Origin of the sequence: Aquimarina agarilytica ZC1, assembly GCF_000255455.1 — a bacterium.
In the GTDB taxonomy this organism is placed as follows: Bacteria; Bacteroidota; Bacteroidia; order Flavobacteriales; family Flavobacteriaceae; genus Aquimarina; species Aquimarina agarilytica.
The window spans coordinates 187,682-202,009 of sequence record NZ_JH621247.1 but is presented as its reverse complement, the minus strand read 5'-3'; the positions used below and the strand labels follow the sequence as shown (position 1 = coordinate 202,009).

Here is a 14,328-nt window from a genome sequence, read left to right as displayed (position 1 = left end):
GTTAAAAAATCAGCTAACCCAACATCAAACTTACAATTCATTCAAAGTATATTTATAAGTGTATTAAACTGTACAACAAATAAATAGAACCACCTTTATGAAAACAAAAACACTTTATCTAGTGTTACTATTTTTAGTGACACTGAGTAGTTACGCCCAAACTTATGAGGCACGAATCAACTTCCAAAACAACCCAAACATCACCACTCCACCTACTGGATATATAGCTGATCACGGTAAAGCTTTTGGAACATCTCAGATCACCATTGATAACAGCAACTATAATTATGGTTGGAAATTAAAAAGTGACGATACCCCTTTTGATGCTTCGGCAGATGTTCCAGGAAACAACAATGGAATTGGAAGAAACAGACTTGGTATAGCTTACGATAACGCTACAGACATCGAAAAATTAACTGGTACACTCGTCCATTTGCAAGGAAATCACATTTCAACTTGGGAATCACAACCTCGAGGAAATGAAATATACTGGGAAATTGAAATTCCTAACGGAATATATGATATCACTATTGGAGTTGGAGATGTAAGTAATTCCATAGATAGTCGCCATGCATTAACCATTGAAGGTATTAGCATTGTACCTGGTTTTATACCTACTCCAAGAGAAACTAGAGAAGAAACATTAACTATCGAAGTTACTGATGGCTTATTAACTGTTAATGCTTTGGGCGGGTTTAATACAAAAATCAACTACATCAACATTGATACATCAACGAACACTGCTGATCTAAATAGTTTAAACTTCACCAACACTAATGTATCAACCATTACTCCCGAAAACACAACAGTTACGTTAATTGAAGAATTAACAGCCTCTTCCGATCCTGCAACACTCACGCTATCAATAGAAAACCTGCTGGAAGTTCCTGCAGACACCTCAATAACTAATGGATGGCTTACTATTCAAAAAACAGGAATAGTAGGCAACTATACTTTTGAAATTAACACTTCAAATTTAGCAGATGGCACACAAGAAACAGCTACAATAATAGCCACAACAAAAGGCTACAAACCTGCTATAATAAACCTAGCATTAACTGTAGGCATTATTCCTTGCAACCCAATTAGCACCTTAGATTGCAACCAATTAAAAGCTAAACTACCACTTCAATTAACTTTTGATGGTAGCCAAGGTGGTATTTCAAATACTGGATTTACCATGGTCGACGCTCCATCTGCTAGACTTGCTAGCGACCAACCTATTTTTTCTAATGAAATACCAGGGTACGAGCCTTCTAAATTACTTTTAGAAAACAACCAATTAATTATCACAGCTACAAAAGGAATAGCCTATCAGGACAACACTACTAGCCGAAACACAAACTCACAAATAAACGCCTTAGGAACTGGTATCGATTTTAGCGAACTAACCAATTTTGATATTATTACCACTATTAATCAACCCTATTCAGACACTTCAAACAATTTTGAACAAGCAGGAATATGGTTAGGTCTTAATGAAGATAACTTTATCAAATTTGTAATCCGAAATGGCAACAATCTTGAAGTACTCACCGAACTTAACGCTTTGGCTCCAAATGCTGAAAGAATAAACCTAAATGTCCCTAATTTAAATACAAGTAAAGTTCAACTAAGGTTACATATTGATGTTAACACCAATAGTATTACCGCTTTTTACAAATTAAACGACACTACAGAAGTTTCAATAGGAACTATTGAGTTACCTCAAGAAATTCGAGACGGAAACACCAACTACCAAAACTTAAGCTTTGCCGGTATTTATGTTTCAAAAAGAAATGAAAATGAGAACACCGAAGTCACTTATACATTTGAAGACTTTTCAATTATCCCTACTATAGAAGAAGAACTTATTAATTTAAAAATTAACTTCACCACTAACGGAAGCCCTGATATTATTGATTATCTTAAAGATACAGGACTTCCTTTTGAAGATAGAGGAAACAACTTTAGCTACGGTTGGCTAACTACAGATGGTACTTCGCCTTTAGATTTATCTAGAAATACACGCAACAGAAACACAAATGGAGTAAGTGAATTACAAAACACATTGCTACACATGCAATATGGTGACACCGGGGGCAACAACGGTAATACAACTGAGGGTATATGGGAACTAGAACTTCCCGAAGGACTTTACAACATAATAGTATCTGTAGGTGATCCATTAGTTGATAGTCCTGCCACAACACCATTACACACAATTAATATAGAAGGCATAAATACCATTAATGATTTCACTCCTACTGGAAACGCCACTACTGGCAATCGTTTTACGACAGCAACCCTAACAACTAATATTACCGATGGAAGACTAACTATTGATGCTAGTGGCGGGTTCAACACTAAAATAAATTCAATTGAAATTGAACAAATTGCAAATAGTGTACGTCCATTTTTTACTGATGTAAATCCTGCAAATAACACCACTGATGTAGCCCTAGAAAATTTCCAAATTGGAGTAAGTTTAATAACTCCAAACGGATATGAACTGGATGAAAATACCATTGATGGAAACGTAAATCTATTTGAAGTTACCCCTACTGGAGAAGTTTTAATCCCATCAAACTCTAACGATACGGGTGGAGGTGATTTTATTAACCTTACTCCACTTACTCCTCTTAAAGAAAATACTACATATATATACCGAATCACATCAAATGTTGAAGCTAATTTAATTGGGAATTTAAATGATCGTTTATCATTTTTCCCTTTCGAATCTACCTTTACTACAGGCATGCGAAGCACTCAAGGCTCCAACTCTCGTGATTTAACAGGTGTAGCTTTCCAAAAAGTATTTGGAACTGATCTAGGAGATGGTACAGAAAATGAACGCTTTTCAAGCTTAATCATTGGCCCAGATGGAAAACTTTATGCTAGTACCATAGGAAATTTTGCTTCTGATGGAAAAATACATCGTTGGACCATTGAAACCGATGGATCACTTTCTAATTTAGAAATACTTTCTCCTGAATTAAACGGTGCTCCTCACCCTATTGATGGCATACGTGATAATGACACTAGGCTAATTATTGGACTCACTTTTGATCCGACCTCAACACCAACCAACCCTATCGCTTATATTACTCATAGTAAATCTGCTTTATCTAATGCACCAGAATGGGATGGAGTACTTAGCCGTTTAAGTGGTCCAAACTTAGAAGTTGTTGAAGATATCCTTATTCACCTTCCCAGATCAGCAAAAGATCATTTAACCAATAGTCTGGCTTTTGATGAATCAAATGATTTATACATAAGCCAAGGGAGTAATAGTGCAGGTGGTGAAATTGACCCTGCTTGGGCATTTCGCCCCGAAAGACTTTTAGCGGCAGCTATTCTTAAAGTAGAACTAGATAAATTACCCACAAACTTACCCTTAAGTGTATACACCACCGATGATATTTCGGTTATTAATAATGCCCCAAGTGATAACATTTTAATGAGTAACAATACATATAATCCATATGCCACAAACTCTCCTGTTACCATTTTTGCTAGTGGGGTACGAAATGCTTACGACTTAATATGGCACTCTAATGGCTGGTTATACGTCCCAACAAATGGAACAGCGGGAAACAATACTAATTCCCCTAACGCTCCCTCCACCGCGGATTATACATTAGCTAGAAGAATTGATGGACTAACAAGTATACCAGATGTACCAGCCCTTCAAGGAGGAAACACACAAAAAGATTGGTTATTTAAAACACAAGGAGGTTCATATCACGGTCATCCAAACCCTTACCGAGGTGAATTCGTATTAAACCACGGAGGACTAGCTTATAGTAATTTACCAGGACAAGAAGATAATCCATATATAGATGTACCCAAATATCCCTCTACAGTACTTCCCGATCCTAATTATCAAGAACCTGCTTATGATTTTGGTTTTAACAAATCACCCAACGGAGTAATTGAATATAAAAGCAATGCTTTTGGAGGTCGCCTGCAAGGTCTTTTGTTTGTATCTCGATTTAGCGGTCAAGATGACCTACTTGGGTTAGATGTCAATAGCGCCAGTGGAGATGTTATTGACGCTTACAATGCCATACCCGGTTTACAAGGTTTTGATGACCCATTAGATGTTGTTGAAGATGTTACTACAGGAAATTTATATGTTTCCGAATATGACAGAGCTGGAGGAGGAACACCTCGATTGACTTTATTAAGGGCTTTATCTGGTCCAAATAACATAGCCGTATCATCGGATGAATTGTTTTTTGAAACTACCGTTAATACCGATGGTCCAATGACCGAAACCAATACCATTAGTGTTAGCAACACAGGACAAAGTACTTTAGAAATTAATACCATTAGTCTTTCTGGAAATTTTTCAAATCAATTTAGCTTCAGCCCAACAGCAACTGCAGTAAGTATTAATCCTGGCGAAACTTATGAATTGGATATTATTTACGCACCTGACTTAAACCAACAAGATCTAGGTTTTCAGGATGCTATTTTAACTATTGAAAGTAATAATCCTGCCAATCCAAATACCAGAATTAACCTGTACGCACTTAAAAAGAGAGGCTTTGAAGGCGGAGAAGAACCTACGCTACAAAGTGTTGTTAACACCATTGGTGTTGGTATTGATGTAGGATGGACAACATTAGCTAATGGTGTAAATCCTGATCCTATTGGTGACGAAGTTGAAACAGAATTATGGGTAAAAGCCTCAGATGCTCCTGTAACCTTGACTCCTGTAGCTAGGTATTCCCCTGCCGAGGAATTACCTTATGGATGGTACACTAACCAACAAACAACACAACAATTTAATGTAATTGACACCTTGGAAACTGGTTTACAAAATGCGCAAAGATTATTTCCTCCTTCTAAATCTGGAATTAAAGAATTTGACCCTCAAAATGAAGTCTTTGGAATATTTGTCGAATCCCTTTTCTTTAATAGAATAAGTTATACGCAAGATCCTTTAAATATAGATGTTGCACATCGAACTCGTATTTATCCTAATAAAGATAGAAATGGAAGTATTATTGAAAACAGTTTTTTAATTGCTTTTGAAGATTTGAACAATGGCGATTATCAAGACTATGTTTTTATTCTGGATAATGCTACTCCTGCAACCATACTTCCTACTTCAAATGGAATACTTAGTTTAGAAAATTTAACTAAAATCCCAACAACCAATATCGGATTCCCTGCTGAGGACTACCTTACATTTCATAAAATAAGAGACATTAGACCAAATACCGACGTTCAAGATTCAAACACCCTACGATTAAACAATGTAGGTACTGAAGCTTTAGTTGTTTCGGACATTAAAATTTCCGGTCCATCAGTTTTTAGCTTTTCTATTTTAGATACTACAGGGAATCCTATTAGTCTACCTTTTAGTATTGAAGCAGGTAGTTTTGCTGATTTACCTATTATTTTTGATGGAGATGGCAGTGATGGTAAAAGCTTTTTTATAAATGAAATGACCGTAACATCTGATGCTATTACCACACCAGAAGTTAAAGCCACACTTAATGGATCACACCAACAGGGTCAAGAAGGTGGTCGAGAAATTAATGCACAGCAGGTATTTGATGCTTTTGGCTTACAAACATCCATGTTAAGTATCGTAAATGACAATGGTACCATTACACCTCCAAATTTTAGATCTTTTAGACCTTCTTCAAATTTTCCTATTGCCACAAATATTGACATGGGCTATGAAGGTGATATGATTTTTTCTGAAGCTTTTGTTCAGGCCGATCCTACTCAACCTGTGATTGGATTTCAAATTTCGGCAATGCATGGTCCAGGTGGAAATGGTGCTCGATTTGTTGCACTCGACAATACCGATACGGTTGGTGATATTAACTTTTTTCATTCGCGCACATGGTTCCAAACTTTATTACCCCGAAATAATAGAGGTGACAATATCAGTTTTGATACCGCGACTACTATTAGTGAACCTTTTAGAATTGCAATTTCCAATTACCTAACTACAGGTGGAAATAATATTGATGGCAGAAGACCTGACCTACTTGGCGCACGTGTTTATCGTGTGATAAATAATAAAGGTGAGCTTATTCCTAATGAATATATTGTACTGCAAGATTTTGTACAAAATGGATGTGGCGCAGGTTCTGCTAATTGTGATTGGAATGATAATATTTTTTACTTTAAAAATATAAGACCACAAGCCGTGCCTACTGCAACCGCGATAACTAATCAAACGGCAACTATTGCTCAAAATTTTGAATTAAATGTTACTGATTCTTTTGATAAGGGATACCCCGGAAATAAACTAACTTATATTGTAAATTTAAGCAACGGAACAGCACTACCAAATTGGTTAACATTTAATGAAGCTACAGGAACAGTATCTGGAATTCCTCCAGTAAATTCACAAGGCTCCATACTAAGCATTGCTATTGAAGCAATAGACTTTAATGGATTAACAGCCAGTACCGAATTTACTTTAGCAATAATTGATACTAATCCTCCTACTCAACCTATAGTTACAACGAATGCTACCACCACAAATAGTGATATTATAATATTCCCTAATCCGACTAGTGACTTAATAAATATTCAAACACAAGATATCAATAGTATTCAGAGCATTGATTTTTTTGATAGTAATTCTGCCATATTAATCGCTAGTTTTACTACCAATCAACTAGAGACTCCTAATGGGCTACAATTTAGTACAATTAGCTACCCTCAAGGAATATATCTATTAAAAATTAACTTTAACAATGGTACAAGTGAGGAACATTTAATTGAAATTTCTCGCTAAATTTCAACACAACTCCTACCTTAAATTAATCTAAATTTAGGTGGGATATATAAAAAATAAAGAGCTTCTTTTTTTAAGATAGCTCTTTATTTTTTATATAATTAATATCATGTATAAATGATAGCTTTCTACTAATACGATTTACTGATAAGAATTTCGTATAATATTTTATCTGTACCTTTTTAATCTACATCAAAACGAATACCTATTGATATATTATTTTGATCAACATCTTGATTTTTAAAAATTGGAGATAAGTCATATTTTACATACAGTGTACTTGCCCCAAAACCAATATAACTACTCACGCCATAAATCAATTTAGTTCTATTAAAATCTCTTTTTTGCTTTTCTTTTACACGTTCGCCATCTTCTTTAAATTTTAGCTTTTGCTTAGTTCCTATATTTAGTCCTCCATAACCTCCAACACCAATTTTAAACTTATGCTTTGTTGAATACTTTGTATAAGTCTCTTTTTCTTCTTTTTTCGAAGGTCCAAATTCAAAATGCAAAGGCAATACCAAATTTGTCATGGTTAACTTAGACTTTTTAAGATTACTTGGGAAATTTGCCAACATTGTTTTATTCCCTTCCTGTACAAAAAACTTATTATCATCTGGCTTTAATCTATTTATTTGCATTGATAACCCATAACGAAGCCTCATAAAATTAGTATGTTCAAAAACTCTGGCATTCCATGCCCATCCAATTTCAAAAAAACGTGATCCTGCAAATTTATATGGAGAGTCCTCCAAATCCATTCCATCAAAAAGTGCATTATTAAAACCAAAGGCCAAGACCAAACCACTTTTAATACGCTTATCATATTCCTTTTCATCCGGAACATCAGATTCACAATCGATGCTATTAAATACTTCTTTTAAAGAATCACCTATTATCACTCCTTTGTAATTAGCATCCTTTTGATTCCGGTTTAAAATCAAAATTTTATTATTAATAATAGCTATTCGATTATCAATATTTAACGCTCGCTTTTTTGCTGCTTCCATTTTTTGTGACGCTGCTTGTTCTTTAGTTATTTCCTTTTTGCTATACAATTCATCAATAGCCGCCACCTCTTGCTTTAAAAATTCGCGCTCTTGTTTTTTAATATCAGCTTTTAAAGTTTCTAACTTTTTGATTTTAAATTGATTTACATCCTTTTGAATAGTATCCTGAGCATTGGCTACTTGGATATTCATAACAAACCCCAATACCAATACCATATATTTTGTAATTACATTCATGATTCTTTTTTTTTGAATTAATTATTATTTTTTCTGTTTGCTTAAAGACAATAGTTATCACCCTCAAGTAATTATACTGAGTCAACTATTAGTAATTATTTAAAAATTTAACTGGAATAAAAAACATCCTTTCGCGTAACGCTATCTGATCTAGCTAATCATCTCTACGTTGCACTATACCCGTTTTAACTTTGGAATAATTTTCTTTTAATGCTTTTAGCACTTTATTTCTAAAAGACATATCTAAATCATTCTCAACACTTTTTAGTAATGAACTAGCGTTGACTGTTTCTTTATTTTCTATCTGCGAATTTTCTATATCAATTTCTATTTGTGCTTTTAACAACAAATCTTCTATAATTTCATTAGACAATACTACCTCTGTTTCCTCTAAAGCATCAACCTCTACTAATAGCTCTTTTATTTTTTGATCTTGAAATGTTACTCCCTTTAACACCGTATCTTTTTTTTCCAAGTGTGCTACTTGAGAAGGCATCATCACTTTTTCTTTTGGTACAACATTTAGCACCACAAGCTTTTTAGCCTCCTTTTTTGAACTCTTTTCCTCTCTATTTACCAACGCAGTCTTATGCTTAACACTTTTATTTGAATCAATATTGAATTCTTGTTTTTCCGTGACTAAGGTTGTTGTTTTAAGTATTTTCTTTCTATTTAAATGATCTATGTCTTTATTTTCAGTAACCACAATATCAACATCTGTTGATCTAGTTATAAAATCACTATACAAAAATTGTTGTGTAATAAATAACGCCCCTATCAAACTGGCTGCAATACCCAACCACCAATACTTACGTTTATACTGCTTGTGTTTATTTTGTTGATCATCATCTAAACGTTTTGATAATCTATCCCAAGCATCTACTGAAGGTTGTATTGACCTAGCTTCTAACATTTCTTTATTCACTTTTTCAAACTCATTTTGTAGCATAGCCAGTCCTATTTAATTCATTAACCTTTTTTTGCAATAACTTTCTCGCTTTAAATAATTGCGATTTCGATGTCCCTTCTGTGATTTTTAGCATTTTTGAAATTTCACTATGTTTATAACCTTCAATAGCATACATCACAAATACTATTTTATACCCTTCGGGAAGCAAATCAATACAATGTTGTATTTGATCTACCTCAATAGTTGAATGAATATTATTTTCATATTCACTCTCTAATACTATAGTTTCTGTTATGAATTCAATTTTCTTTTGACTTCTTAAATAAGAAATAGCCTCTCTTACCATAATTTTTCGAATCCAACCTTCAAAACTACCTTCATTCTTAAATTTGTTCACATTTTGAAATACTTTAAAAAAACCATTTAACATCACTTCTTCTGCATGATGCAAATCTTTTATATAATACCGACAAACACTTAACATTTTTGGTGCATGCAATTCGTAAAGCTTACGCTGCGCACTTCGGTTGTTTTTTAACAGCCCTTTTAGCAGTGCTTCTTCATTTTTATAGAGTGCTATTACTTTCAAAAGTGATTTCATTTAGTCTTCTATTTATAAAGACGCTTTTTTTTCAACAATGGTTGTCTCATAATTTAAAAAAAATAAAAAAAGAGCTTTTATCTTAATGAAAAAAGCTCTTTTTTATTTGTTGATCAATATTAATTCCAGCAACTATTACTCTTTTCGCCAACGAACAGTTTCTTCAAAAACATGTTCCAAAACAGCTTGCTCTTGCGCTGTAAAATCAATTTTTCTACGCTGCATTACTTTTTCGGCCACTTCAAAAGCTTTATTTGTTTTATAAGTTACAAAACCGGCGCTTCCGCCCCAGCTAAAACTCGGAATAAAATTACGAGGAAACCCTCCTCCAAAAATATTAGCACTAACTCCTATAACTGTACCTGTATTAAACATGGTATTAATACCACTTTTTGAATGGTCCCCCATCATTAATCCACAAAATTGCAAACCTGTTTTAGCAAAGCCGCTCGTTTCATAACTCCATAAACGCACCTCCGCGTAATTATTTTTTAAATTTGAAGTATTTGTATCTGCACCTAAATTACACCATTCACCTAGAACAGAATTCCCTAAATATCCATCGTGCCCTTTGTTTGAATACCCAAAAATCACAGAGTTACCTACTTCCCCTCCTACTTTACTGTGAGGTCCAACTGTGGTTCCTTCATAAATTTTAGCTCCCATTTTTATTGTTGCATACTCACATAATGCGAAAGGTCCTCTTATTATTGCCCCTTCCATAACCGTAGCTTCTTTACCTATATAAATGGATCCTTTTGTAGTATTAAAAATAGCACATTCGACCGAAGCCCCTTCTTCTATAAAAACCCTACCATCACCTATTACTTTATTCGTTTCAGATAATTTTTGGCTTGTTTCGTCAACAGTTAATAACTCAAAATCTGCTTCAATTGCTTGTTCATTTAAACTAAAAATATCCCATGTATTTTTTACTTCAGCAAAAGCATCATTAAATTGAATTGCTTTATAAGAATCCAAATCAGGATCCTCCCCTTCGGGCACACAAAAAGCAATCAATTCTTCATTTTCTGAATACAAAACCTCTTTCAATTGTAAAGCTTTTATTGCTTTTACCAATTTTTTGGTAGGTAGAATGCCTCCACAAATAAATGTATTTGATTCCAGCTCAACCATTGGCCATTTTTCAGCTAAATAATCTTCGGTAACTGTTGAAGTAGTGCTTCCTAAATAGCGTTCCCATTTTTCTCGTATGGTTAATATTCCAATACGGATATCGGCAACAGGTCTTGTATAGGTAAAAGGTAATAAAGCTTGCCTTTGCGGTCCATCAAATAAAATATAGTTCATTTTGCTAGTATTTATACTTACGAAAATACTAATGTAAATATGCTGAAACAACTAAATACCTGAACATTTATTATTTTAATTAGGACAAACAAAAAAAGCCTTCTAAAAGAAGGCTTTTGCTATAAGAAAACTACAAAATTATTTTTTAAATTTTGCGTATTTGTTTTTAAATTTATCAATACGTCCTGCTGTATCGATAAGTTTAGACTTACCTGTATAGAACGGATGAGATGTCCTTGAAATCTCCAATTTTATTACTGGATACTCAACTCCATCGATTTCAATAGTTTCTTTTGTATTTGCTGCTGATTTAGTAATAAAAACATCATCATTAGACATGTCCTTAAAAGCTACTAATCTATAATTCTCTGGGTGAATACCTTGTTTCATTGCTAAAAATCTTTTCGTTTTCGGATGGCAAAAATACGCATTTTTTATAATTATACAACTAATAAACTATTTTTTTAATTAAAGTTCTTTTTTTCATCTAAGCAAAATACCATGTTAATTTGATATATTAAACAGAATACACCTTAGCTAAAAGTGTAGTTAATAAAAAACTAAACAAAAATATAGAATTTTAACATTTTAAATGCTAAAAATCTTCCTACAAAAAAAATGTCAAAACCTTATAAATTAATAAATTAACAAATAAAAACACCTACATTTAACAAAAAACATTATTTTTAATGTACTTTTTCATACTTTTGGTTGTAAATATATACTAATTTACTACTGCTTAACCATGAAAAAAACACTACTTATAATCATAACAACTTTAACTATAGGTGCTTTACATTCGCAAGAAAACACTTACAACAAATGGTCTATTGAACTTGATGCCGGGGCACTTAAAACATTTAATTTAGCTTCTCCAGGGCACTTTTCCCCAGTACCCGAATTTGTAGCAGGTAATTTTGGAGTACGCTACAGCCTTAATACTAAATTTGGAATTAAAGCAGATTTTGGTTATCAAGATATTAACAATGACGATAATTCTATTGAATTTGAAACTAAATACTACCGAGGATCAATACAAGGAGTAATAAACCTTGGCAATATCATGGGATTTAGAACCACTGCATTTAAAAATATTGGATTATTATTCCATGGAGGTGGAGGTTTATCCTCATTTGATTATAATACTTTGGGTAATACTGGTGACGAGCTTGCTGTTAATTTTATTTTAGGATTGACCCCTCAATTAAAACTATCAAAAAGAGTATCTTTTCAAGTTGATTTAAGCTACTTAAGGCATTTAGGACAAAATTTCAATTGGGATGGAGCCCAAAACGTTTCTGGTTTTGGATCAATGCTTACTGCTACAGCTGGTTTTGCTATTAATTTAGGTAAAAATGAAAATCACGCAGATTGGACTATTGAAGATGGAGCTAGTTCTAAACAACTTGAAGAGCTTAGTACAAAAATAGCTAACATTGAAGCCGACATGATTGATACTGATCAAGATGGTGTAGCTGATTATTTAGACAGAGAACCTAACACTACTTCTGGTGTAACAGTAAACACTAAGGGTGTTACTATTGACAACAACAGAAACGGTATTCCTGACGAATTTGAAACTGCTTTGGACCGAAAATACGCAAATGACACTCCTACTGCAACTACCGCTCCTGAAGTTTCTTATGACGAAGCTATTAAAAAACTATTAGGTGAAGGCTATGTTAATGTTTACTTTAATACTGCGAGTGCTACACCTAGTATTTACTCTCTTGACGCAATCAATTACTTAATTGAATACATGAAAGAACACCCAGAGGCAAAAGCCGAGTTAATTGGTTTTGCTGACCAAAGAGGTAGTGATTCTTTTAATTCAAGCCTATCAGCGAGAAGAGCAAAGAAAGTCTATGACATATTAATTGAATCTGGAATTGCTGCTGAAAGATTATCACACACAGGAAATGGTGAAACGGCATCTGGAACATCAAAAGAATCTTTACAATTAAGAAGAAAAGTAACTTTCAAATTGAAATAAGCTTACACATCAATAAAAATAAAAAAGACTGCTTGAAAAGGCAGTCTTTTTTTTTTACACCCAAAGCTTAGCTAAAGTTAAAACATCAAAAAAAACCACCGTTAACTTATATTCAAACTCAAATTTCGCAAGGCAACGCAGATAAATTTTAACCTTATCTCAACACCCCTTCCTTCATTATACAAAGCACACAGCCTATTTAATTTTTTTAATGATCATATTATAAATTACATTATTTAATTCAAACACAACAAATACTATAAAGATCAAGAGAATACTAATATCTAGTATACCTAAACACTCCTATCCCAAAGAGTTAAAGCAAAAAAAATAGGTCAAGTAAATAAATACTTAACCTATTTTTAATCCTAAGCTTATTTTTAATATTACTCCTCAGATTGAGAAGCATTATCATTATCAGCTTCCTGATCAGCGTCAGCAACTACATCATTACTTTCAATTACGTCCGCATTAGCACCCGCTACTAATTCCGCATCATCTATATCCTCATCATCATTCATTACCTTAGCTACCGCTGCAATCGAATCTTTTCCTTTTAAGTTAATTAAACGCACCCCTTGAGTAGCACGCCCCATAACTCTTAATTCTTCAACCGAAAGTCGAATTGCAATACCCGATTTATTAATAATCATTAAATCATCGGCATCAGTAACATTTTTAATTGCCACTAACTCTCCAGTTTTCTCAGTAACCGAAATAGTTTTAACTCCCTTACCTCCTCGGTTGGTTATACGATAGTCTTCTAGGCTTGAACGTTTTCCATATCCATTTTCAGAAACAACTAGGATATTACTTTCCGGGTCATTCACCGCAACCATCCCTATCACTTCATCTTTTTCATGCGCCAATCTAATTCCTCTAACTCCAGAAGCTCCTCGACCCATTGGACGCGTTTTGGCCTCTTCAAATCGAATTGATTTACCCGATTTTAAAGCTAGCATAATTTGACTTTCACCATTTGTCAATTTAGCTTCTAAAAGCTCATCTTCTTCTTTAATAGTTATGGCATTAATTCCATTAACTCTTGGACGAGAATACTGCTCTAAAGAGGTCTTTTTAACTTGACCCTTTTTTGTTGCCATAATCACGTAATGATTATTAATATACTCTTCATCCTTTAAATCTTGAGTACAAATAAAAGCTTTCACTTTATCATCTTGCTCAATATTAATCAAATTCTGAATAGCTCTTCCTTTTGTTGCCTTAGCTCCTTCTGGAATTTCAAACACACGCATCCAAAAACATTTTCCTTTTTGAGTAAAAAACAACATGTATTGGTGGTTTGTCCCAACAAATAGATGCTCTAAAAAGTCCTCATTACGTGTTGTACTTCCTTTTTGACCTACTCCACCTCTATTTTGTGTTTTGTATTCAGTAAGCGAAGTTCGTTTTATATAACCGGCATGAGAAATGGTAATTACCACCTTTTCATTAGGTATCATATCCTCAATACTAAAATCTCCTCCCGCATATTCAATTTGAGAACGACGTCCA

General features: G+C 33.7%; 8 protein-coding genes. 2 read left to right on the top strand and 6 right to left on the bottom strand.

Annotation, left to right across the window (positions count from 1 at the left end; translation table 11 throughout):
- Positions 1-97 precede the first annotated feature (97 nt).
- Positions 98-6,751: a putative Ig domain-containing protein gene (locus KQA_RS19435; RefSeq protein WP_010177507.1), complete on the top strand. Its 6,654-nt coding sequence runs from the start codon at positions 98-100 to the stop codon at positions 6,749-6,751.
- Positions 6,752-6,933: 182 nt separating this feature from the next.
- On the opposite strand, the gene KQA_RS0201905 is transcribed toward KQA_RS19435, so the two are convergent.
- From KQA_RS0201905 to KQA_RS0201885, 5 genes are all read right to left on the bottom strand, one after another.
- Positions 6,934-7,998, bottom strand: coding sequence for a hypothetical protein (locus KQA_RS0201905; RefSeq protein WP_010177505.1), 1,065 nt, complete (start codon positions 7,996-7,998; stop codon positions 6,934-6,936).
- A gap of 154 nt (positions 7,999-8,152) precedes the next feature.
- Positions 8,153-8,947 carry a hypothetical protein gene (locus KQA_RS0201900; protein WP_010177503.1) on the bottom strand — a complete coding sequence of 265 codons (795 nt, stop codon included), beginning with the start codon at positions 8,945-8,947 and terminating at the stop codon, positions 8,153-8,155.
- Positions 8,934-9,509: an RNA polymerase sigma factor gene (locus KQA_RS0201895; protein WP_010177501.1), complete on the bottom strand. Its 576-nt coding sequence runs from the start codon at positions 9,507-9,509 to the stop codon at positions 8,934-8,936. The genes KQA_RS0201900 and KQA_RS0201895 overlap by 14 nt, the downstream gene beginning before the upstream one ends.
- 135 nt (positions 9,510-9,644) lie before the next feature.
- Complete coding sequence (locus KQA_RS0201890; RefSeq protein WP_010177499.1) at positions 9,645-10,820, bottom strand: GlmU family protein; 1,176 nt, start codon at positions 10,818-10,820, stop codon at positions 9,645-9,647.
- Between the two features lie 138 nt (positions 10,821-10,958).
- Positions 10,959-11,210 (bottom strand): type B 50S ribosomal protein L31, encoded by a 252-nt coding sequence (locus KQA_RS0201885; RefSeq protein ID WP_010177497.1) that lies wholly within the window; start codon positions 11,208-11,210, stop codon positions 10,959-10,961.
- Between the two features lie 355 nt (positions 11,211-11,565).
- Between KQA_RS0201885 and KQA_RS0201880 the strand changes: the two genes are divergently transcribed.
- On the top strand, positions 11,566-12,813 hold the full coding sequence (locus tag KQA_RS0201880) for an OmpA family protein (protein WP_010177496.1): 1,248 nt from the start codon (positions 11,566-11,568) through the stop codon (positions 12,811-12,813).
- 386 nt (positions 12,814-13,199) lie between these two features.
- Here the strand turns inward: KQA_RS0201880 and KQA_RS20645 are convergent.
- A partial coding sequence (locus KQA_RS20645; RefSeq protein ID WP_010177495.1) for a DNA gyrase C-terminal beta-propeller domain-containing protein occupies positions 13,200-14,328 on the bottom strand: 1,129 nt, incomplete at its 5' end.